Source organism: Brevibacterium sediminis, assembly GCF_024895295.1.
GTDB classification, from domain to species: Bacteria; Actinomycetota; Actinomycetes; order Actinomycetales; family Brevibacteriaceae; genus Brevibacterium; species Brevibacterium sediminis.
Map to the genome: position 1 here is coordinate 98,768 of NZ_JAHQRN010000011.1, position 23,114 is coordinate 121,881.

A 23,114-nucleotide genomic window follows, 5' to 3' on the forward strand; every position below is an offset into this window, starting at 1 on the left:
GGAACGGCGAATGCCGCCGGCGCTCTGGCCGACGGCATTCGCTGTGAAGATGGACAACGGTCACTGACGCTCGAGAGCGGCGGCGACCAGACCCGCGAACAGCGGATGCGGAGAGGTCGGACGCGACTTCAGCTCGGGGTGCGCCTGAGTGGAGACGTAGAACGGGTGCTTATCATGCGGAAGTTCGACGAATTCGACGAGCTCACCGTTCGGTGAGGTTCCGGAGAACTCGAGCCCCGCCTCGGCGAGCTGATCCCGGTAGGTGTTGTTGACCTCGTAGCGGTGACGGTGACGCTCGCTGATCGTCGTGTCCCCGTACACGCCGGCCACGACGCTGCCTTCGGTGAGCTTGGCTTCGTAGGTGCCCAGACGCATGGTGCCGCCCAGGTCGCCTTCGCCTTCGACGATCGAGAGCTGCTCGGCCATGGTCGCGATGACCGGAACCGTGGTCTCGGGGTCGAATTCGGACGATGAGGCCGCCTCGATGCCGGCGACGTTGCGTGCGTATTCGATGACCATGCACTGCAGACCCAGGCACAGGCCGAGGGTCGGAATGCCGTTGGTGCGGGTGTATTCGAGTGCGCCGAGCTTGCCTTCGATGCCGCGGATGCCGAAGCCTCCGGGCACGCAGATCGCGTCGAGGCCGGACAGTGCCGACGCGGCTCCGGCTTCGGTGGAGCAGTCATCGGACTGGATCCACTTGATCTTGACCTTCGCATCGTTGGCGAAGCCGCCGTGGCGCAGCGCCTCGGTGACGGAGAGGTAGGCATCGGGCAGGTCGATGTACTTGCCGACGATGCCGATGGTGACTTCCCGGGACGGGTTGTGCACGCGTTCGAGTACCCAGTCCCACTTCGTCCAGTCGACGTCGCGGAACGGCAGGTTGAGGTTGCGGATGACGAACACGTCGAGGCCGCCGTCGTGGAGGACCTTCGGAATGTCGTAGATGCTCGGGGCGTCGACGCAGGACACGACAGCTTCGGTCTCGACGTCGCAGGCGCCGGCGATCTTCGCGCGGATCGAATCCGGCAGCTCGCGGTCGGAGCGGAGCACGATCGCATCGGGCTGGATGCCGATGGAGCGCAGGGTGGCCACCGAGTGCTGGGTCGGCTTCGTCTTCAGCTCTCCGGAGGGCCCGAGGTAGGGCACGAGGGAGACGTGGATGAAGAACACGTTGTCCCGGCCGATGTCGTGACGGACCTGGCGGGCCGCCTCGAGGAAGGGCTGGGATTCGATATCGCCGACGGTGCCGCCGATCTCGGTGATGATGACGTCGGGGCGGTCCGCCTCGGGGCGTTCGGCCTGGGCACGCATCCGCGCCTTGATCTCATCGGTAATGTGCGGGATGACCTGGACGGTGTCGCCGAGGTACGCACCGCGGCGTTCTTTCGCGATCACCGAGGAGTAGATCTGTCCGGTGGTCACATTCGCTGCGCCGTCGAGGTCGTTGTCGAGGAAGCGCTCGTAATGGCCGATGTCGAGGTCGGTCTCGGCACCATCCTCGGTGACGAAGACTTCGCCGTGCTGGAAGGGGTTCATCGTGCCGGGATCCACGTTGAGGTAGGGATCCAGCTTCTGCATGGCCACGGTGAGGCCGCGCTGAGTGAGCAGATGGCCGAGGCTCGATGCCGTCAGACCCTTGCCCAACGAGGAGGCGACGCCTCCCGTGACGAAGATGTGCTTTGCCGTATGTGTGCCGCCTGGGCCAGTTCGATTCACCACGGGATTTGATTCTATCAAAGTCCGGCTCACGAATCCGAGACAGCGTCGACCTCGGCGTACAGATCGAGCAGCGTCTCGGAGATCGCCGCACCGTTGCTCACGTCGATGACCCGCTTCTTTGCTGCCACGGCGGAGGTTCCGCGTCCGGCCGGGTCGTCGAGAAGATGATTGATCTCACGCAGCAGCGCCTCCGTGTCGTCGGCGGGAACGGCCTTCGCGGCCTCTCCCCAGATGCCGGCGCGGCGTTCGCTGCCGATGAAGACCGCGGGCTTCGACAGCTGCATGAGGTCTTCGTGGGACAGTCCCGTCATCGTCTCGCTGGCGATGACGACATCGGCAGCGGCCGCGACATCGACGACGTCTCCGGCCGGTGCCACAAGGACGCCGCGGTCGGAGAATTCGCGGGAGATCGTCGACCGGTCCTTGCCGGTGCCGGTGAGAACGAAGACGACCTTGCGGTCGCGGCGGCGCTGGTTGATCTGGTCGGCGGCGTCGAGGACCGTCGCCAGGGCAGTGTGGTCACGCAGCGCGATGGGGCTGGCGACCATCCAGGTGCCTTCCGCGAGGCCGAGTTCGCGACGGACCTCGGCGCGCGGGGTGCGGACCGTGAGGTCGGCGTCGATGTCCGGGTGGACGAGTTCGGCGCGTTCGACGACCGGGACGCGGCCGCCGTAGTAGTCGACGACGGGTTCGGTCGTGCCGAGCACTGCGGTGGCCGTACGGCCGACGATCTCGGCTCCGGTCTTCTCGATGACGTTGGCGGAGTCGAAGGATTCGATGGTGGCGACGACCTTCGGGTGCAGGCGGGCGGGCAGACCGGTGAAGGCCAGTCCGGCGAGCGTCGCCGCATGCAGTCCGTGCGCGTGGACGATGTCCACGTGCTGGTAGTACTTGTGAAGAGTGAAGGCGGAGCCGGGGTCAGCGGTCGTGAGTCGGCGACGGGCGGTGAGTTCGATCTCGCGGAATTCTCCGGCCAGTTCCTCAGGGACTCCGAAGGTGCCCAGCAGTGACCGGTGCGCGGCGACGGCGACCTTGAAACCGGCCCGGAGGTGACCGAGCACGGCGAGCTTCGCCACTTCGACGACGGGACCGGTGGTATCGGCGAGCACGTGCAGAATCCTCGTGTCTGCGCTCAGTGGGTTGACCTCGCCGGATTCGCTCATTTCCTCATCCTCTTCTTTCGTTCGACGCTGCTTCTAGCCTACCTGGGCATGCACGAGTTCCGTGTAAAGACCTGCGAGTTCTTCGGCAACTTCCCTCTCATCGGGAAGCTCCGCTCCGCGTGCCCGTGCCCTGGCTCCGAGTTCTGCGCGGCGGGCAGGATCGACGGCGAGTTCGGCCACGGCAGCGGCGAAGGCGGCATCGTCGTCATGGTCGATCAGTATCCCCGCATCGCCGACGAGTTCGGCGCTGCCGCCGGTGGCGGTGGCCACGATCGCCTTGCCGGTCATCAGCGCCTCCTGGAGCACGAGCGCCCGGGCCTCCCACACGCTGGTGAGCGCGTAGATGTCCGCAGCCGCTGCGAGTTCGGCGATGTCATCGCGGGGTCCGAGGAAATGCAGGGCCGGAATCGCCGAGGCGGCTGCGGCGTCATCGTACTGAGCGCGGACGTCGGCGAGCACCTCCTCATCGGCGGCACCGGCGATGAGGGCGACGATCTCGCCCTGGTGGTTCTCCTCGCCGAGGCGGACGAGTGCGCGCACGAGCATCGGGTAGTTCTTCTGTTTGGCGACGCGACCGACGGCAAGGACGATGAGTGCCCCAGGATCGAAGTCGAACTCCTTGGCCAAGCTCGCGCGGGTGGCGGCGGCCGCCTCGGCGGATACGGGGGTCACCTCGGGGGCGGCGGCCGGGAGGAACCGGGCGGTCTGCGCTCCGAGTTCGCGGGCGCGGTCGACGAGGTCGGTGCTCGCGCCGAGGACGAGGTCGGCCCCGCGGGCGAGCATCGTCTCGACTCGGGTTTCGACCCGTCCGCGCAGTCCCTGTCCGCTGGCCTGGTTGTGGAGGCTGAGGACGAACTTCGGTCGGGTCTTCAGCGTGCGCAGGGTCAGCAGGGTGATGAGCCCGGCGCGGAAACCGTGAGCGTGGACGATCTGCGGGGAGAAGCTGCGCAGCAGTGTGCGCTGCCGGCGGACGAGGGCTGCGTCGGAGGCGCCGATTCCGGTGCCGAGTTCGAGGACGCCGAATCGGACTCCGGGCAGCAGCGAGAAGCCGAAGTGTTCGTCGGTGGCGGCCGGTCCGATGACGCCGATCTCATGTCCGGCGGCGGCGAGGTCGCGGGCGAGTGCGTGCACGTGGGTGCCGACTCCCCCGGTCGAGGTGCCGATGGTGAAGACGATTCTCATGAGTCTTCCTCCCTGTCGGTGTCGCTGGGTCTGTCGATGTCGCTGGGGCCGTGGTCTCTGGTCTGCGCTTCGGCGGCGTGCACGGTCGTTTCGTCGTTGACGCCGGCCCGGTTCCGGTCGGCGAGCAGGCCGCGGACCTCTCCGAGGAACCCGCGGTCGATGATGAGCACGATGAGTCCGAAGACGATGCAGCCGAGGAGGGCTGCGACGATTCCGGCGATGACCGCGGAGCTGGCCGAGTTGTCGAGGAGTCCCCCGAACCACTGCGAGGTGACGACTCCGGCGGTGCCCGCGACGACGGCGGCCCCGAGCGCGAGCAGCGATCGACGTCCGACGAGGGCGAGTCCGGTCGGGCCGAGGACGCGGCGCATGTTCACGAGCAGGAATACTCCGGCGACGGTCATGCCCAGCACATAGCCGCTGCAGATGCAGACGAGGGTCAGTCCGGGATTGCCGTTCGAGCCGGTGACGAGGATGGCTCCGATCATGCCGACGATGACGAGGATCCATCCCGTCGTCGTGGCTGCCGCCGAATAGCGGGAGCGTTCCACTGCATAGAAGACGCGGGTGCCCCACGCCACGAAGGACCACCCGGGCACGGCCAAGGCCATGACCATGATGGCCGTGGCCATGGAGTCGAAGGGGGCGGCGGATTCGCTTTCGGCGTCGATGGCGATGAAGAAGGTCTGCAAGGGGCCTGCGGCCGAGAGCAGGATGACGGCGCCGAGTCCGCCGATGGCGATGGTGAGGGCCGTCGTCGTCGAGGTCACCGACCGCATCCGCGCCCCGGCTTCCGCACGTCTGTGCTCGGTCGCCTCGGGGTCGGTGGATCGTCCCACCCAGGTCGACAGGGTCGGGAAGACCACCGTCGCCACGGTCACGGCGAGCACCGCGTAGGGCAGCAGGTAGACGGCGTTGATGTAGCTGAAGAGCACGAGCGTGCCGTCCCCACCGACATGGTTGGCCAGGCTCAGGGTTGCGAGCACGGCAGCCTGCTGGGCGAGCAGGGCCGACATTCCGGCGCCGGCCAGGCGCAGCGCACGATGAGCGACTCCGGGTGGGAAGGAGAAGGTGGGACGCAGCTTCAGCCCGGTCGTGGCCATCGGCAGGGCGAGCGGCAGCGCGAGGGCCGCGACGCCGACGGTGGTGCCCCAGCCGAGCCAGCCGAGGTGGGTCTGCCAGGTATCGTCGCTGCCGCCGACGGAACTGTAGGCGATATAGCTGCCGATGACGATGAGGCTGGAGAGCAGCGGGGCGAACGCCGGCCACAGGAACTTCCGGTGGGCCTGCAGCACTCCGGTGAGCACGGCGCCGATTCCGTAGAGGACGAGCTGCGGGGAGAACATGAGCAGCAGCTCCACGGTCGCCTGCACTCCCGCGGCGCTCGTCTTCGTGTCGACGAGGATCCTCGCGATCTGCGGGGCGAACACGGCCAGCAGGATCGACAGGGGCAGGGTGACGCTGACCGCCCAGGTCAGCAGGCCGGAGGCGATGCGTCCGGCGGTCTCCCGGTCCGATCTGGCCAGTGGCACGGCGAGAAGCGGGATGACCGCTCCGGCCAGGGCGCCTCCGGCGACGACCTCGAAGAGGATGTTCGGGACCTGGTTGGCACTCTGGTAGGCGGTGCCGACGGTGCCGGCGCCGACGTTTGCCGAGAACACCAGCCAGCGCAAGAAGCCGACCAAACGGGTCAGCAGGGTGATGATCGATACGAGCAGCGCCGTGGAGGCGAGGACTCGAACGAGCTTGTTCACTTATCCTCGCGGCCGAACGAGTCGATCTCCCGCAGTCCCGGAGTCGATTCGATGACGGAGGTGAAGGAGACCTTCTCGCTGGCCAGGGTGAGTCCGGCGAGGACAGCGAGGATCAGGCGTCGCTGTGCCGGTGTGGCGGTTTCGGCGAGGATCACGCCGATCGCCGCTCCCAGGGCATTGGCTCCGGTGTCGCCGAGCATCGCATCACCGGCGAGGTCGTCGGGCCAGGCTGCGGCCGTGGCGCCGGCGATCGCTCCGGCTGGTGCCCAGGACACGCGGCGATGGTGGTCGGTGAAGGCCAGGGTCAGTGCTCCGGCCTTGAGCGCCCGGCCCGGCCTCAGGTCGAGGAGGTTGAACAGGTTCGCAGAGCCCGCGATCACTCCCCCGGTGACGATGACATCCGCGGTGGCCGCGTACCAGGGCCGGTCGCTTGTCGAGTGCGTGGAGCCGAAGAGCCCGGACGGCCGCGTACGGCTGCGCAGGATCGCGGCGGCCGCGATCGAGGCGAGCGGAATGCCGGTGACCTTGATGGCCCCGGTCGTGATCTCCCCGCGGGCCAGGGCCGACAGATGACCGCGAAGTCCTTTGGAGGATCCGGATTCGCAGAAGTCGTCGACGGCGCCGAGGCTGCCCGCCGCGGCCGTGGCCAGCAGGGTCGCCGACCGCTGCCGAGGATCTTCGATGAGCAGGCTGCCGGCCAGCAGTCCCGCCGCGACGGCAGGGCCTTCGGCGAGCGAGACGTCGTGTCCGGCGTGGTTGGTGCGCACCACGGAATCGTGGGTGCGCAGCCGCGATCTGAGCACGGCTTTCGTCGCAGCGAAGCCGGCGAGTCCGGCGACGGCGGTGCTGACGATGGAGCGGATCATTTCTCGTCTCCCTTCGGGGTGTCGTCGGACGGCTTCTCTTCGATCTTGCCCGGCAGGATGCCTTCGGCGTCCTCGGCGAATCCGAAGTGTCCGTGCTTTCCGGCTTCTCCGGAGGCCAGTGCCCGCACGGTGATGACGGGACCGGCGCCGAGGCCGAGGCCGTCGACGGTGCTGGCGCGGGACTTCTCCGTCCGCAGCACGTTGACGAGTCCGTTCTGTGCCGATCCGGCGTCGCCTGCGACGACCACCGAGGTGGCTTCGGCGGTGAGCGCGGTGATGAAGTCGGTGACGAGGGTGCGGGTGCCCTTGTCGTCGGTTGCCTTCGGGCTGGGTTCGGTGTCCTCGGCCAGTGTCGAGTTCTCATCGTCGATGACGATGAACAGCGAGGTGGTCTTGTGGTCGGTGTCGGTGCGCAGACGGTCGGCTTCGACGAAGACGTCGTAGAGCTTCGCCGCCTGCTTCTCCGCATCGGCCTGATCGTCCTCGTCTTCGAGCATCGAGGCGTCACCGGTCAGGGCGATGACGAGGGCGGCGCGGATCGCAGTCGAGTCGTTCTTCGGCAGGTGCGGCACGACGGTGCGCAGCCGCTTGAGGAACTGGGTGGAATCCTCGAGGCTGAGCGTGTTCGGCACGAACGAGACGTCACCGGCGATGGTGCCGTCGGCTTCCTTGACCCGGTTGCTGACCTCTTCGACCTGTTCGGAGTCCGCCTCGGGGGCGGCGATGATGCTCACTTCCTGCCCGTCGAGGGTGCCGTCGATGAGTTCCGGGGCCGCGGCGGTGACGAATTCGTTCTGCTTGTCGATATTGCCCTTGGCGGCGTCGAGGTCGGAGCGCAGACTGTCGCGGTCCGAGCGCAGGGCGTCGACCTGGCTCTGCAGGGACTCCCCGATCGGTTCCTTCAGCGGTCCCGCGCCGAGGACGATGCCGACGGCGAGGGCGAGGAACACCGAGACGAGGGAGACGAGGTGGTAGCGGAAATCAATCACTGGTCAGTCCTTGGATGAGGCCGGCGGAGTCGGTGGATGCTGCGGGGTCGCCGCCGAAGAGGGAGCCGATCCACCCGAAGAGGCCGTCGAGTTGGGCGCCGATGAGGCCGAGGAAGGTCTGTCCGGCCGAGGTCGCGGTCATCGCCACACCGAGGGCGACGAGTCCGGCGATGACGAGCACGGCCAGCTGCAGGCTGGAGATGCGCTGCCGGTAGAGCAGGGACACGCCCTTGGCGTCGATGAGCTTCGAACCCACACGCAGTCGGGTGATGAAGGTCGAGGCCATGCCCTTGCGGCCCTTGTCGAGGAACTCCATGACGGTGTCGTGGGTGCCCACGGCGACGATGAGTTCGGCACCCTTGTCATCGGCGAGCAGCATGGCGATGTCCTCGCTCGTGCCCGAGGCTGCGAAGGCCACGCATTCGACTCCGAGGGCTTCGACCCGTTCGGTGCCCGGGGCGGTGCCGTCGCGGTAGGCGTGGACGACGATCTCGGCGCCCGAGGTCAGAGCGGTGTCGGACACGGAGTCCATGTCCCCGACGATCATGTCCGGTCGGTAGCCGGCTTCGATGATGGCATCGGCTCCGCCGTCGACGCCGATGAGCAGCGGCCGGTATTCGCGGATATAGGAGGCCAGCATCGCCAGGTCCTCCTTGTAGTGGTATCCGCGGACGACGATGAGCACATGCCGGTCGGTGAACGTCGTCTTCACTTCGGGCACGACGAGTTCGGCCGAGAGCAGATCGGAATCCTTGCGGATGTATTCGATCGTGTTGTCGATGAAGTCCACGAGCACGGAGTTCATTCCGGCCTCGGCGGCGTGCATGTCCTCTGAGATCGTCTCGGCCGTCTGCAGGACTCCCGTGGCCACTTCGGTTTCGCCTGCGTATACGGTGGCGCCCTCGATGGAGATCTCGGCATTTTCGTCGACCGCATCGAAGATGTCGGCACCGGCGGCGTCGATGAGGGGGATGCCGGCGTCGACGATGATGCTCGGACCGAGGTTCGGGTAGCGGCCGGAGATCGACTTGTCGGCGTTGATCACCGCGGCCGGCCGGCAGGCGACGAGGGCTTCGGCGGAGATGCGGTCGATATCGGAGTGCTTGATGATGGCGATGTCGCCTGCTTGGAGGCGTTTCGTCAGATTCTTCGTGCGTCGGTCCAAGCGGGCAGGGGCGGGGCCGAACCGGGTCGGTGCGGTGAGGTTCTCACGGTGTCTGCGCACTTTCATGGTCCGCCCATTCTCTCATCTGCTGCCAACGCCGGCCTCCTTGACCTGCCGAGCGTTGTCGAGCAGTTCGGCCGCGTGGGCCTTCGCCGAGGCGGAGTCGTCCATGCCCGCCAACATGCGGGAGAGTTCGACGACGCGTTCTTCGTCGGTCAGTTCCTGCACTCCCGAGCGCACGGTCTCGGCGTCATCGTCCTTGACGATGGTCACATGGGTATCGGCCCAGGCGGCAACCTGCGGCAGGTGGGTGACGACGATGACCTGGGCGCCCTGGGCGAGTTTGGCCAGCCGACGGCCGATCTCCACGGCAGCTTTGCCGCCGACTCCGGCGTCGACTTCGTCGAAGACGTAGGTGGGGATGGATTCGCTGGCGGCTCTGACGACTTCGATGGCGAGCATGACACGGGAGAGCTCACCGCCGCTGGCGATCTTCGCGATGTCGTCGGGGATAGAGGATTCGTGGGCGGCGAAGGTCAGTCGGACCTCGTCGGCCCCGTGGGTGGTGGGTTCGCGTTCGGAGATCTCGAAGGCGACCGCTGCCTTCGGCATCGACAGGGCGGTGAGCTCTTCGCTGACCGCTGCGGAGAATTCGTCCGCGGTGGCCTTGCGGATCTCGGTGAGCGCCGAGGCGGCCGCCTCCATGGTCTCGCGAGCTGAGTCGAGTTCGGCGTCGAGTCCGTCGAGGTCGCGGTCCTCAGCTTCGAGTTCGGCCAGTTCCGCTGCCGAGCGGGATTCGAAGTCGAGGACTTCGGCGACGTCTTGGCCGTAGGGAGCCAGAGTGCCGAGTTCCGCGCGGCGTGCTTCGGTCTCTTCCAGCGAGGTTTCGCCGAGTTCGTCGAAACCGGAGAGGTAGGACGACAGTTCCGCGGCGGAGTCGGAGAGGCGCAGCACTGCGTCGCCGAGGGCTTCGCGGATGGTGACGAGTTCCTTGTCGGAGCCTTCGACATCGGCGATCGTGCTGATGGCCTGGTGGACGAGGTCGACGGCGGCGCCGGCATCGTCGATCTCGGAACCGAGCAGCAGGTCGTGGGCGGCACCGACGGCGCGGGTGATCTCGGCGGCGGCACCGAGTTTCGCCGACTGTGCAGCCAGGGTCTCGTCTTCGCCGGGTTCGGGGCGGACTTTGTCGATGGCCTCCAGGCAGCCGCGCAGCCACAGGATGCGCTCGCGGCGGGCGACGGTGGAGTCTTTGATGCGGCTGACGCGGGCTTCGGTCTCGCGCCAGTTCTCGAAGGCGGTACGGTAACGGTCGGCCACCTCGGCGAGAGCAGTGCCACCGGCGGCGTCGAGGAGGTGACGCTGTTGGGCTGCGCCCTTGAGGCGCAGCTGTTCGGACTGGCCGTGGAGGGTGATGAGGTCGGAGGAGATGTCGGTGAGCACGGAGATCGGCACGGTGCGACCGCCGGCGGTGGCTCGGGCGCGGCCCTTGAGCGCCACGGTGCGGGAGATGATCGCTTCGTCGTCGGCGCTGCCGCCGGCCTCTTCGATGCGTTCGCGCACGGGTTCGGCCACATCGGTGAAGATGCCTTCGACTTCGGCTTTCTCTGCGCCTTTGCGCACGACTCCGGAGCCGACCTTGCGGCCCATGAGCAGGGACAGGGCGGAGACGAACATGGTCTTTCCCGCACCGGTCTCACCGGTGACGACGGTGAAGCCGGTGTCGAGTTCGACGGCGGCCTCGGCGATGACGCCGAGGTGGGAGATGCGCAGTTCGGAGATCATTCAGGCCTCCTTGATCGGTCCTCGCCAGCCGGAGACGGGCAGGCGGAACTTCGCGACGAGTCGGTCGGTGAAGGGGCCGGTGTGGAGGCGGGCGAGCCGGATCGGTGATTTCGAGCGGGTTGCTTCCACGCGGGCCCCGGACGGCAGTTCGAGGGCGCGGCGGCCGTCGCACCACAGCACTGCGGAGAATTCGGGGTTCATCTGGGAGATCTCCACGCCGAGGCGGGAGGTCGGGTTGACGACGAGCGGTTTGGAGAACAGGGCGTGGGCGGAGATCGGGACGAGGATGAGTGCTTCGACTTCGGGCCAGACGATGGGTCCGCCGGCGGAGAACGAGTACGCCGTCGAGCCGGTGGGGGTGGCGAGGATGACGCCGTCGCAGCCGAAGGAGGACACGGGGCGGGCGTCGACGCCGAGGACGACGTCGATCATCCGGGATTTCGAGGTCTTCTCGATGGTCGCCTCGTTGAGGGCCCAGGCGTTGAAGATGTTCTCACCTTCGTGCCACACGGACACGTCGAGGGCGAGTCGCTCCTCGACGGAATAGTCACGTTGGGAGGCGCGGTGGACCGCCTCGGCGAGGTCTTCCTTCTCGCTTTCGGCGAGGAAGCCGACATGGCCCAGGTTAATGCCCATGAGCGGGGCACCGGACCCGTGGAAGCGTTCGGCGGCGCGCAGGATCGTGCCGTCGCCGCCGAGGACGATGACGAGTTCGCAGGCGTTCTTCCACTCACCGAGTTCGGAGGGGTCGATGATGACGCAGTGGTTGAGGATGGGCTCGTCGTCGACGGCTTCGGCCTGGCGGGCGCGGATGCCGACGATCTCGTCGGAGAGGACGACGGGGGTGACTCCGTCGTCGAGGAGGGCCTTGAACACGCTGACGGCGGCCACGGCCGACTCATCACGTTGGGGGTGCAGCAGCACCATGATGTGTCTGGTCACGACTCTCCTCTCATCATTTCGTCCAGGTGGGCGGGGATGTCTGCTTGGTCGAGCCTATCGGACTGGTCATGTGTTCGGCCTGGGCGAACACGCAGGAAGTACTCTCGGTTCCCGCTGGGGCCCGGCAGCGGTGAAGGTGCGATGTCGGTGACGCGTCCGGCGTGTTCAGTCACGGCGTCGAGGACGGAGTCGATGGCGCGGCGGCGTTTCTCCCGGCTGGTGACGACTCCGTGTTTGTCCAGCGATGCTCGTGCCAGTTCGAATTGGGGTTTGACCATGAGGAGGAGTTCTCCCGCGGCCGCGGTGGCGGCCAGCAGCGGTCCGATGAGCAGGCGCAGGGAGATGAAGGAGACGTCGGCGACGACGAGGTCGACGGTCGGCACGTCGGAGTCGGTCAGTTCGCGGAGGTTGAGTCCTTCGCGGACGTGGACGCGCGGGTCGTCGCGGAGGATGGTCGCGAGTTGATCGTGGCCGACGTCGACGGCCCAGACGTGTGCGACCCCGTGATGGAGGAGGACTTGGGTGAAGCCTCCGGTGGAGGCGCCCGCGTCGAGGGCTGTCAGATCATCGAGTCGGTCGGTGAGGTCGAAAGCCTCGAGCGCGCCGAGGAGTTTGTGGGCGCTGCGGGCGACCCAGGGGTCGGGTTCGGTGACGGAGACGTCGTCGGTGTCTCTCACGTCCTGGGAGGCCTTGGTCGCGGTGCGGCCGTTGACGCTGACGCGACCGGCGGCGATTTCACGGGCGGCGCGAGAGCGGGAGTTCAGCAGCCCGCGGTCGACGAGTGCCCGGTCGAGTCTGCTCACAAGGAGCCCACCTGCGCGTCGAGGTCGCCCAGCAGGGAGTTGAGAAGTTCGTGCCGCTCAGCCGCCGGTGCTTCTTTGGCCTCGGCGAGGCTGGACCGCCAGGTCTCGATCGGCACGTCCCCGCTCACCGAGGCGGGAGTCGGGGCAGAAGCAGGGGCGGGTGTCGGGATCTGGCTCATGAGTGCTCCCCGATCCGGCGGGGCAGGCGTCCTTCGGCCAGGACCGCCTCGGCGTCGGTCTCCCCCGCATCGATAGCTGCCCAGGCTCGGCGGAGTTCGGCTTCGATCCGGGCGGACTCGCCGCGGTCGGTACCGGTGATGAGCGCTTCGAGTCCGCGCAGATTCGGCAGGATGAACGTCGGTCGACGCTCCGGGCCGGCACGCAGGGCATCGTGGATGTCGTGGATTCCGGTGAGGACGAGGGCGGTGTCGATCCCGGCGGCACAGCCGCCTTCGATATCGGTGTTGAGGCGGTCGCCGACCATGAGGGGCCGATGCGCGCCGAGGCGGCCGGCCGCGAAGTCCATCATGTGCGGTGCAGGTTTGCCGACGATGATGGGGGTGGCGTCGGTGAGTCGGGCGATGAGGTCGACGAAGGCACCGTTGCCGGGGACTTTCCCGGTTTCTGTGAGGAGGGAGAAGTCGGGGTTGCTCGCCCACCATTCGGCGCCCGAGCGGATGATTTCGCAGGTGCGCACGATCTTCGTGTAGTCGATCTCCGGGTCGAGTCCCTGAGCGACGGCGATGGGTTCGGCGTCGAGTGAGTCGGTGATCTCGAGGCCCGCCTCTTCGAGTGCGACCCGCAGTCCGGTCGTGCCGAGGAGGTGGACGCGGGCGCCCGGCCCGAATCGTTCGGCTAAGCGTTCGGCGAGCACCTGCGCCGAGGTGGTCACTTCGTCCGCGGAGGCGTCGACACCCATTCCGGTGATCTTCTCGGCGGTGGCTGCGGCCGTGCGAGTGGCGTTGTTCGTGACGTAGCTGACCGGGATCGACCGGGAATGGAGCCAGTTGATGCCGTCGACGGCGCCATCGACGGCGTGAGTGCCGTGGTAGACGACTCCGTCGAGGTCGAACAGGACGCAGTCGATGGGCGTGCCCGATGATTCGGGCAGGCGCCCATCTGCTGTGTTGTGCTGTTCGGCGGTCAGTGTCACTGCTCTCCGTCGGCCTCGGGTGCTGTTGTGTCGGGCTCGGAGCCTGCGTCGGCGAGGATCTCGTCGAGTTCGGCTTCGATCTCGTCGTCGGAGACCTTGACCGACTTCAGTTCCTTCGCCGAGACATGTGTCTTCGACTTCGGTGCTGCGGCTGGGCCAGCGGTGTCGTCCCCAGCTTCTGCTCCCTCCGCGGAAGCGTCGACAGCGGCGGATTCCGCCTGCGGTGTCTTAGCTTCGGGCTCGCTGGCCGAGCCTTCTGCGGCTTCGGCCGTCTCAGCGGTTTCAGCGTCGGCAGCCTCAGAGTCGGTTGTCCCGTCATCGGCGGCCTCACCGTCGGCTGAATCTACGTCGGTGCCTTCGGAAGTCTCGGTGTCGGCAGCTTCGGGCTCGTCTTCGACTTCTTCGACGGTTTCGATTTCGACGCCGGCGTTGAGGTCAGGCTCTTCGTCGCCGAACAGGGTGCCGGTCGCCTTGGCGGTCCGGCGCGAGAGCTCTTCGTATTTGTCGGCGAGTTCGGGTTCGCCGTCGATGCGCAGCACCTCGGCGTAGGCGGCCATGAGACGGACCAGCCCGCCGCCGGGCTTCTGGGTGAAGTCCTCGGCTTCGATGAGTCGGCGCGCACCGGCGATGTCGTCGAGGTCGGACTTGGCTCCGGCAGCGACGATGACGAGTTCGGTGCGGGTGTCGTTGTCGAGGTCGAGCTCTTCCGAGTTCTTCAGCAGCTCGATGGCCTTCTCGGGTTTGCCGCGGCCGCGTTCGGCGTCGGCGATCAGCGCGATGTTGTCATTCGAGCCGGAGATGCGGCGGTGGGTGCGCAATTCGCGGACGGCTTCGTCGTAGTTCTCCACGTAGTACGCGGCGATGCCGAGTGCTTCGCGGACGACGGCGACACGACCGGCGCGGGCCATGGCGGCCTTGGCGTGTTCATGAGCGCGTTCCGGATCGAGGTCGAGCAGCCCGCCTGCGGCGACGAGGTGCTTGGCGACCATGTCGGCGTTCTCTTTGTCCAGGGAACGCAGCTGTGACGAAATCTCTTTGTCGAGTTCACGACCGGTGACGCCTTCGGGAATCTCGGGTTCCTGAATGCGCGGACGGCGGGCACGCTGTTCACGTGCGTAGTCGCCGGTGTCGGTCTTCCGGGATGCTCGGCGGTCGTTGTCGTTGCGACCGTAGCCGCCGCGTCCTCCGCGGTTGTCGTCCCGTCGGTTTCCGCGGTAGCCGCCCCGGCGATCGTCACCGTCGCGACGATCACGGTTGAAGCCGCCCCGGCGATCGTCATCGTTCCGGCGGTTGCCCTGGTAGCCGCCTCGGCGGTCATCACCATCACGACGGTCACGATTGAACCCACCGCGACGGTCATCATCGTTCCGACGGTTCTGACCATAGCCGCCTCGGCGATCGTCGTCGTTGCGGCGATTGCCCTGGTAACCACCGCGACGGTCGTCATCGCGACGGTCTCGATTGAATCCGCCTCGGCGGTCATCGTCGTTGCGACGGTTACCTTGGTACCCACCTCGGCGGTCATCACCGTCACGGCGATCTCGGTTGAATCCGCCACGGCGGTCATCATCGTTCCTGCGGCTCTGACCATAGCCGCCTCGGCGATCGTCGTCGTTACGACGGTTGCCCTGGTACCCACCACGACGGTCGTCATCGCGGCGGTCTCGATTGAATCCACCCCGGCGATCGTCGTCACGGCGATCCCGGTTGAACCCACCACGACGGTCATCGTCATTGCGACGATTACCTTGGTACCCACCTCGGCGGTCATCACCGTCACGACGATCGCGGTTGAAGCCGCCCCGGCGATCATCGTCGTTGCGACGATTGCCCTGGTAGCCGCCTCGGCGGTCGGACTGGCGTGGCCCGCGGCCGTCCCGGCTGTCCGGTCGACGGTTGCGATTGTTGTCGCGATCTGAGCGGTGACCGCCATCTGCGCGGCGGTTGTCCTGGCTGTCTCGCGAATCCCCTTGGGCCACGATTCTCCCTATGAAGTCTTTTCGGTGTTCCGCTCTATTCTAGTCCACTCACCACTTCGACGCCGTGTGGGCGGGGACACGTCAGCACCTCGATTCCACTCAGCGTCGCGCCCGTTGTTCTGTGGGTCAACGCCCAGGTCACCGCCTCAGCGCTCTGTTAGAATCAAGGCGAATCCAGTGGAACGGCCGACGGCAATCGAAGAGGTTCGGCGGCAGCGGATGTCCGCGCCGCCTCGACACCAGGGGACGAATGACACCTGACGTGGAAGCTCATTGTGCGGATGACGGATGTCTCCGCGATTCCACGATCAGAATTTCCGGCCCCGTTGCCTGCATGTCCCCCAGTGCGGTTAGTGCCTGCCTGTCCCCCAGTGCCGCCGCCCCCCGCCATGTGATGACCAAGCACACTTGCCGGTGTGACCAGCATCATCGGATTGCGCATTCGGCCCCTGATTTCGCCTATTGTGATTGCCGGAAGCATGTGAATGAATGCTGCCGAAGCAGTTCGAGTCGCAGGTCAAACGGCAGATCCGCGGCCGTCCGGAAACTCCCCGACACCGCAGGTTCCACTGCCGCGACTGCGCGTTAGGCCCTTCAGATCGCACAACCGTTCACCCGCTAGGAATAGGAGAAATCGTGCCAAACACACTCTTCATCGACGGACAGTGGGTTTCAGCCGTCAACGGTGGAACCCGAAAGATCCATAACCCGGCCGACGGCAGCTTCGTCGCCGAGGTGGACGAAGCCAGCCCCGCGGATACCGAGCTGGCGATCAAGGCCGCTCGTCGCGCCTTCGACTCCGGCGTCTGGTCGTCGGTTCCCGCCAGCGAACGCGGCGATCTGCTGCTGAAGTTCGCTGCCGTTCTGCGTGAGCGCAAGGACGAATTCGCGCGCGCCGAGTCCCTCGACACCGGCAAGCGCTTCGTCGAATCGCAGATCGACATGGACGACATCGCGAATTGCTTCGACTACTTCGGCAAGCTCGCCGCAAACGATGCCGGTCGCGTAGTCGACGCCGGCACCGACACCGTTGCGTCGAAGATCGTGCACGAGCCCGTCGGCGTCTGCGCGCTCATCACTCCGTGGAACTACCCGCTGCTGCAGGCCGCGTGGAAGATCGCCCCGGCCATCGCCGCCGGCAACACCTTCATCCTCAAGCCTGCCGAGCTCACCCCGCACACCGCGATCCTCACCATGCAGGTCCTCGAAGAGCTCGGTCTGCCGGCCGGGGTCGGCAACCTCATCCTCGGTGCGGGCGCCGATGCCGGTGCCCCGCTGTCGACGCACGAGGACATCGACATGGTCTCGTTCACTGGTGGCCTCGTCACCGGTCGACTGCTGTTCCGCAACGCCGCCGACTCGATCAAGAAGATCGCCCTTGAGCTCGGCGGCAAGAACCCGAACGTCATCTTCGCCGATGCCGACTTCGATGCGGCTCTGGACAATGCTCTCAACGGCGCCTTCGTCCACTCCGGTCAGGTGTGCTCGGCCGGTGCCCGACTCATCGTCGAGGAATCCATCGCCGAGGAGTTCGTCAACCGCCTCGTCGAGCGTGCCGAGCAGATCCGCCTCGGCGGTCCCTTCGACGAGAACGCCGAAACCGGTCCACTCATCTCCGCAGCACACCGCGACAAGGTGCATGCCTATGTCGAGAAGGGCATCTCCGAAGGTGCGCGTCTGCGCTGCGGCGGCAAGTTCGGTGAAGGTGACTTGGAGAATGGCTTCTACTACCTGCCGACCGTGCTCGACCAGGTCAAGCGCGGAATGTCCGTCGTCTCCGACGAGGCCTTCGGCCCCGTCGTCACCGTCGAGACCTTCTCCACCGTCGATGAGGCTGTCGAGATCGCCAATGACACCTACTACGGTCTGGCCGGAGCAGTGTGGAGCCAGGATGCGGGCAAGACCCAGCTGGTCGCTCAGCGTCTGCGCCACGGCACCATCTGGATCAATGACTTCCACCCCTACCTGCCGCAGGCCGAATGGGGCGGTTACAAGCAGTCCGGCTTCGGTCGCGAGCTCGGCCCCACTGGTCTAGCCGAATACCAGGAAGCCAAGCACATCTACCAGAACCTCGAGCCGGCAGTCACCGGCTGGTTCCCCGATCACACCAAGTGATCCGCCGCAGCCTGTAGACGAATACCGCAGTACAAGGAGAGATGAACAGTGAAGACTACTCATAGCTTTGATTACGTCGTCGTGGGCGGCGGTTCCGCCGGCGCAGCGGTCGCGGCCCGACTGAGCGAGGACCCCGAAGTCACCGTCGGACTCCTCGAAGCCGGCCCCACCGACACGGACAAGGACGTCGTCCTTGAGCTCAACCGCTGGATGGAGCTCCTCGAATCCGGCTACGACTGGGACTACCCGATCGAAGAGCAGGAGAACGGCAACTCGCACATGCGCCACGCTCGCGCCAAGGTGCTCGGCGGCTGCTCGTCCCACAACTCGTGCATCGCCTTCTGGGCTCCGCGCGAGGATCTCGACGAATGGGAAGAGAAACACGGCGCAGCCGGATGGGGTTCGAAGGACACCTTCGGCCTGTACAAGAAGCTCGAGAACAATGAGCTGCCCGGCGACCACCACGGCCATGACGGCCCGGTCCGTCTGATGAACGTGCCCCCGGTCGATCCCTGTGGTGTCGCGCTCCTCGATGCCTGCGAGCAGGCCGGCATCCCTCGCGTGCAGTTCAACGAGGGTCAGACCGTCATCAACGGTGCGAACTTCTTCCAGGTCAACCGCAAGGACGACGGCACCCGGTCGTCCTCCTCGGTGTCCTACCTCCACCCGATCCTCGACCGTGAGAACCTCACGATCCTCACCGACACTCAGGCCAAGGAGCTCGAGTTCGACGAGGACGACAACTGCACGGCCGTGCTCGTGGTCAACAACGCCTTCGGCAAGACCAACCGGATCGAGGCGAAGAAGGAAGTCATCGTCTCCTCCGGCGCGATCAACACCCCGCAGCTGCTCATGCTCTCGGGCATCGGCCCGAAGGCCCACCTCGCCGAGGTCGGCATCGAAGCTCGCGTGGATTCGCCGGGAGTCGGCGAGCACCTGGGCGATCACCCGGAGGGCGTCATCTCGTGGGAGGCCAAGAAGCCGATGGTCGAGGATTCCACCCAGTGGTGGGAGATCGGCATCTTCTCCCCCACCGAGGACGGGCTCGACCGTCCGGACCTGATGATGCACTACGGCTCGGTGCCCTTCGATATGCACACCCTGCGCCAGGGCTACAAGACCTCGGAGAACTCCTTCTGCCTCACCCCGAATGTCACTCATGCGAAGTCGCGCGGCACCGTGCGCCTGCGCTCGAAGGACTTCCGTGACAAGCCGAAGGTCGATCCCCGCTACTTCACCGATCCGGAAGGCCATGACATGCGCGTCATGGTCGCCGGCATCAAGAAGGCCCGCGAGATCGTCGCCCAGGACGCCATGTCCGAATGGGCCGGCGAGGAGCTGTTCCCCGGCAAGGACGTCCAGACCGACGAGCAGATCGCCGACTACATCACCCGCACCCACAACACCGTCTACCACCCGGTCGGCACGGTGCGCATGGGTGCTGCCGATGACGAGATGTCGCCGCTGGATCCGCAGCTGCGGGTCAAGGGCGTCAACCGTCTGCGCGTCGTCGATGCCTCGGCGATGCCGGAGATCACCACGGTCAACCCGAACATCACCGTCATGATGATGGGTGAGAAGTGCGCGGAGATGATCAAGAACGGTCAGTGATCTGGACTGATCTGGTCGTCATATGCTCAGATCACCGAGGCGGCCCTGCGCTGATTCGATGACCTGAGTGGGACCTTCGGCCCAGAACCGAAACGACGAAGGGGGCGCTGCAATCGCAGCGCCCCCTTCGTCGTGTCCGACAGCGACGATCGGCTGTCGCTTCCGGACCGGACAGATTCAGTCGGCGTCGCCGCCCTTACCGTGACTGCCCTGACGGCTGCCGGTGCGGCTGGCCAGTGTCCCCTCACGTCGCCCCTTCTTCTCATGAGGGATTTCGATATAGGGGTCACGGAACTTCGGTGCCGGTTCGACGGCCTGAGGTTCGGTGACGACCTCCTCATCGTCGTCGTATTCGTGACCGAACTGTTCGTCCCCGCCTTGGCGGCGTTCGACCTCTTCGGGCGGCAGCACCTTCTTCCAGCGGCGCATGCGCACCCGCGGCAGAATGCCGGCGTCCTCGCGCAGCGCTCGCATGAGGGCGTAGATCTGGAAGTAGGCGATGATGAAGAACGGCAGACCGACGAGGATGATCGTCGACTGCAGTGCCTCGAGTCCACCGGAGCCGGAGAACACCAGCAGTGCCGCGGTGACGACGGCGACGGCTAGGGCCCAGAAGATGCGCTGCGGCAGCGGGTTGAAGTCCTCGTGGCCGTTGTTCATCGTGTCGACGACGAGCGCTGCGGAATCCACCGAGGTGACGAAGAAGATCACCACGAGGACGATTGCGATCACCGACACGGGTCCGGCCAGCGGGTAGTGGTCGAGGAATGCGAACAGCGCTCCCGGAATGTCTCCCTGATCGACGACTCGGTCGACCAGTCCCCCGCCCTGGTTGAACTCGATGTCGAAGGAGGCGTAGCCGAAGATGCCGAACCACAGGATCGAGAAGGCTGAGGGAATGGCGAGCACGCCGATGACGAACTGGCGGATGGTGCGTCCGCGGGAGATGCGGGCGATGAAGATGCCGACGAAGGGTGACCAGGTGATCGTCCACGCCCAGTAGAAGACGGTCCACGTGTTCTGCCAGCCGGTGTTGGCGAACGTGTCGTTCCACAGCGCGAGTTCGGGCAGCTGGTGGATGTAGGTGCCGAAGGATTCGAGGACGCCCTTGGCCATGAACAGCGTCGGGCCGAAGACGACGATGAAGATGAGCAGCAGCACGGCCATGACGATATTGAGGTTCGACAGGACCTTGATGCCTTTGTCGAGGCCGAGAGAGACCGAGATCGTGGCCAGCCCGCAGACGACGCCGATGATGATCAGCTGCCACAGGGCGTTCTCCGGAACGCCGATGACCTGAGCGAGTCCGCCGTTGATCTGCAACGTGCCCAGACCGATCGAGACGGCGATGCCGAAGACGGTGCCGATGATGGCGACGACGTCGATGGTCTTGCCGATAGGACCGTGGATCTTCTCACCGAGGATGGGCTGGAAGATCGAGCTCACCCGCGGCGGCAGGTTCCGTTTGTGGATGAAGTAGGCGAAGCACAGTGCGGGCAGAGTGAAGATCGCCCAGGTGTGCAGGGTGAAGTGGTAGTAGGTGAAGTTCATGGCATCGACCGCGGCGGCGGGCGTTCCCGCTTCGATTCCGAGGGATCCGCGGGGCGGATCTCCAAAGTGGCTGACGGGTTCGGCCACGCCCCAGAACATGAGGATCGAACCGATGCCGGCGGCGAACAGCATGGCGAACCAGGCGCCGTTGGAGTGCTCCGGCGGTTCGTCATCGGGACCGAGTTTCGCTCGCCCATACCGGGAGGCGGCGATGTAGATGAGGAATGCGACGAAGACTGTGACACCGAGGATGTAGAACCATCCGAGGTTCGTCAGCAGCCAATCCGAGGCGACAGAGACGCCGGCGTCGAGCTGATCGGTGAAGAAGATCGTCCCGAGGACGAAGATGATGATCACGGCCGCAGAGGAGAAGAATATGGCCGGGTTGGTTCGGAGTCGAAGTGCGTCGTGCAGCTTAATGAGCATGGCGTACCTTCCGTAGGGATGTTGCCGTCCACACTACAGAAGCATCAACTGATTTCAACACAATCGCTTGTCACGGATTCGCCTCACTGCACTCATGGCCAACCCCTCGCCGAGGCGGCCCTCCCCTATGTTCGTCCCGTTCATCTGCGGTACCCGGAAGTCCGGATACAACGAGACGGTGCCCGAACCTTGTTGGGTTCGGGCACCGTCTCGTCAGCCTCAGGCAGCTCTTTCGCCGGCGGGGGGAGGCGTGTCAGTGTTTCGGCACGTCTGGCTCTCCACCGTCGTCGAGAGGATCCACCCGTCCGTCGTTCTGAACGTATGGGTCTCGCGCGCCGCGGCGGTCCGCACGAGAGTCGTAATCCTCGGCTAACGGTTCCTCGGCACGAGGTCGCGTCCCGCTTTCTGGCGGCTGCTGGTCAGTGCGGACGTCCTGTTGCTGTGCATAGGGATCGCGGCGCACTGGTTCCTGCGTGCCAAACTGGTCCGGCCGGGGCGCATCCTGCCGAACGGGCTGTTCAGGATTGGCATCGTTCCGTTGAACTGGCTGATCGGGACGGGATGCACCCTGCTGAACAGGCAGTTCGTGGCGAACGTCGTTGCGCTGGACCGACTCGTCGGGGCGATGCCCGCTCTGTTGCGTGTACTGATCGCCATACGGATCAGCCTGGTGGACTGAGGGATCCTGACGCGCGTGATTCTGCTGCGCCTGTGCATCATGCCGAGTGCCGTTCGGCGGAACTTGCTCGTCCTGCCGAGGAGCGTTCCGCGGCGCAGCTTCATCGGCAAGCTGTTCGTTCTGGTTGACTGCCGACGCTCCGTGAGCGCCAGCGCCTGCCGTCCCAACAGCGCCGGTGGCGCCTGCATGACGGGTGTCCCCTGTGTTCTCCGGCGTATCCGGGTCCAGTTCGTCGGCACGTTGCAGTTTGCGATCATGTTCGAGTCGCTCGGCTTTGACCGCTTCTTCGCGTTTCGCGGCCTCAGAATCCAGCTGCTCGGCCTCTGCCGCCTGACGATCAGCTTCGGCAGCTCGAGCGTCGGCTTCGGCTTTTGCCCGCTTTGCCTCTGCTCTCTGTTTCTCGACTTCGGCCTCTCGCGCACGAACATCATGTTCGGACTCGGCTGCCTCCTGCCGGATCTGTGCGGCCTCTTGCCGCTGGTGCTCGCGCTTCTTCGCTGCCGCCTTGCGGCTGACTGCGATGATGATCCCGACGATGATCAGGACCACGACGATGGCGACGACAATCCAGATGATGGTTGACGCGTTCATGCGGTCTCTCCTTTACTGTCTGTTCGGACGGCATTGTTGTGATGCATCCGACACAGCGGACAGTTTCATCGTCGCACGGTGCTGAGCCCGGAACATGTACAGCGGCTGAGAGTCTGCTGATGGTCGACGAGCTTCGCCTATCAGATCGGATTGCCGCGAACCATCAGTTCCATGACGATCCATTTGGCGAGAGTCTCCGGATCGACTTCGAGCATATGAGGCATCCGCAGCGTCCGCCGGCGGTCGGGAGTATCCGGAGTTCTGATGCTCACGTCGATATAGGAGCTGACGTTGACCTTGGTGATGTGGACTTCGAGGATGCGCGCCCACGGCACGCCACCTTCAGGGAAACCGTCAACAGCAGCCCAGAGACCGAAGTCATTGACGATCACTTGTGGTGCGGGCTGGCCGGTCCGCCGCAGTCCCAGAAATCCAGCAGGATTGCGCAGGAACTGCTTTGCACGGTTGAACCCGATTGCGACCTCACCGTCGCGAGCAAGTTCGGCCTTGAGAACGTCAATTGTCTTCTTCTCCATCCCTTCCCCTCCTCCCCTAATTACTACCTGACGGCGGCGCAGCAACCCCGCGCCAGGTTGCTGCGCCGCCATCAGGTAGTAATAAGCACCGGCAGCACACCG

General features: G+C 65.8%; 18 protein-coding genes. 2 read left to right on the top strand and 16 right to left on the bottom strand.

Features of this window, described 5'->3' with window-relative positions; genetic code table 11:
- Positions 1-60 precede the first annotated feature (60 nt).
- The 13 genes from pyrG to KTJ89_RS18655 are packed head-to-tail and all read right to left on the bottom strand — an operon-like array spanning position 61 to position 15,503.
- Positions 61-1,740: a CTP synthase gene (gene pyrG / locus KTJ89_RS18595; protein WP_374990298.1), complete on the bottom strand. Its 1,680-nt coding sequence runs from the start codon at positions 1,738-1,740 to the stop codon at positions 61-63.
- Positions 1,741-1,748: 8 nt separating this feature from the next.
- Positions 1,749-2,885, bottom strand: coding sequence for a glycosyltransferase (locus tag KTJ89_RS18600; RefSeq protein WP_259358875.1), 1,137 nt, complete (start codon positions 2,883-2,885; stop codon positions 1,749-1,751).
- Positions 2,886-2,918: 33 nt separating this feature from the next.
- Positions 2,919-4,067: a glycosyltransferase family 4 protein gene (locus KTJ89_RS18605; RefSeq protein ID WP_259358876.1), complete on the bottom strand. Its 1,149-nt coding sequence runs from the start codon at positions 4,065-4,067 to the stop codon at positions 2,919-2,921.
- Positions 4,064-5,821, bottom strand: a complete 1,758-nt coding sequence (gene murJ / locus KTJ89_RS18610) for a murein biosynthesis integral membrane protein MurJ (RefSeq protein WP_259358877.1) — start codon at positions 5,819-5,821, stop codon at positions 4,064-4,066. Before murJ ends, KTJ89_RS18605 begins: the two co-directional genes overlap by 4 nt.
- Entirely contained in the window at positions 5,818-6,687 is an 870-nt protein-coding gene (locus KTJ89_RS18615) for a hypothetical protein (protein ID WP_259358878.1), read from the bottom strand. The genes murJ and KTJ89_RS18615 overlap by 4 nt, the downstream gene beginning before the upstream one ends.
- Complete coding sequence (locus KTJ89_RS18620; RefSeq protein ID WP_259358879.1) at positions 6,684-7,676, bottom strand: copper transporter; 993 nt, start codon at positions 7,674-7,676, stop codon at positions 6,684-6,686. Before KTJ89_RS18620 ends, KTJ89_RS18615 begins: the two co-directional genes overlap by 4 nt.
- Positions 7,669-8,907, bottom strand: a complete 1,239-nt coding sequence (gene steA, locus KTJ89_RS18625) for a putative cytokinetic ring protein SteA (protein ID WP_259358880.1) — start codon at positions 8,905-8,907, stop codon at positions 7,669-7,671. Before steA ends, KTJ89_RS18620 begins: the two co-directional genes overlap by 8 nt.
- A gap of 15 nt (positions 8,908-8,922) precedes the next feature.
- Positions 8,923-10,626, bottom strand: coding sequence for a DNA repair protein RecN (gene recN / locus KTJ89_RS18630; protein WP_259358881.1), 1,704 nt, complete (start codon positions 10,624-10,626; stop codon positions 8,923-8,925).
- Entirely contained in the window at positions 10,627-11,568 is a 942-nt protein-coding gene (locus KTJ89_RS18635) for an NAD kinase (RefSeq protein WP_172170124.1), read from the bottom strand.
- Positions 11,565-12,371, bottom strand: a complete 807-nt coding sequence (locus tag KTJ89_RS18640; RefSeq protein ID WP_259358882.1) for a TlyA family RNA methyltransferase — start codon at positions 12,369-12,371, stop codon at positions 11,565-11,567. The genes KTJ89_RS18635 and KTJ89_RS18640 overlap by 4 nt, the downstream gene beginning before the upstream one ends.
- Complete coding sequence (locus KTJ89_RS18645; RefSeq protein WP_139908289.1) at positions 12,368-12,550, bottom strand: hypothetical protein; 183 nt, start codon at positions 12,548-12,550, stop codon at positions 12,368-12,370. Before KTJ89_RS18645 ends, KTJ89_RS18640 begins: the two co-directional genes overlap by 4 nt.
- Entirely contained in the window at positions 12,547-13,524 is a 978-nt protein-coding gene (locus tag KTJ89_RS18650) for an HAD-IIA family hydrolase (RefSeq protein WP_259358883.1), read from the bottom strand. The genes KTJ89_RS18645 and KTJ89_RS18650 overlap by 4 nt, the downstream gene beginning before the upstream one ends.
- Entirely contained in the window at positions 13,521-15,503 is a 1,983-nt protein-coding gene (locus KTJ89_RS18655) for a hypothetical protein (RefSeq protein WP_259358884.1), read from the bottom strand. The genes KTJ89_RS18650 and KTJ89_RS18655 overlap by 4 nt, the downstream gene beginning before the upstream one ends.
- 636 nt (positions 15,504-16,139) lie before the next feature.
- On the opposite strand from KTJ89_RS18655, the gene KTJ89_RS18660 reads away from it, so the two are divergent.
- Positions 16,140-17,618: an aldehyde dehydrogenase family protein gene (locus tag KTJ89_RS18660; RefSeq protein WP_259358885.1), complete on the top strand. Its 1,479-nt coding sequence runs from the start codon at positions 16,140-16,142 to the stop codon at positions 17,616-17,618.
- Between the two features lie 48 nt (positions 17,619-17,666).
- A complete protein-coding gene (locus KTJ89_RS18665; RefSeq protein WP_139908292.1) occupies positions 17,667-19,229 on the top strand; it encodes a GMC family oxidoreductase in 1,563 nt (520 codons plus the stop codon).
- A 177-nt stretch (positions 19,230-19,406) separates the two neighbouring features.
- Here KTJ89_RS18665 and KTJ89_RS18670 read toward each other — a convergent pair whose 3' ends face one another.
- The 3 genes from KTJ89_RS18670 to KTJ89_RS18680 form a co-directional block, all read right to left on the bottom strand.
- Complete coding sequence (locus KTJ89_RS18670) at positions 19,407-21,206, bottom strand: BCCT family transporter (protein WP_259358886.1); 1,800 nt, start codon at positions 21,204-21,206, stop codon at positions 19,407-19,409.
- Positions 21,207-21,459: 253 nt separating this feature from the next.
- On the bottom strand, positions 21,460-22,476 hold the full coding sequence (locus KTJ89_RS18675) for a hypothetical protein (RefSeq protein ID WP_259358887.1): 1,017 nt from the start codon (positions 22,474-22,476) through the stop codon (positions 21,460-21,462).
- Positions 22,477-22,616: 140 nt separating this feature from the next.
- Positions 22,617-23,114, bottom strand: a 498-nt coding sequence (locus tag KTJ89_RS18680; protein WP_259358888.1) for a hypothetical protein, incomplete at its 5' end; no start/stop codon positions are given.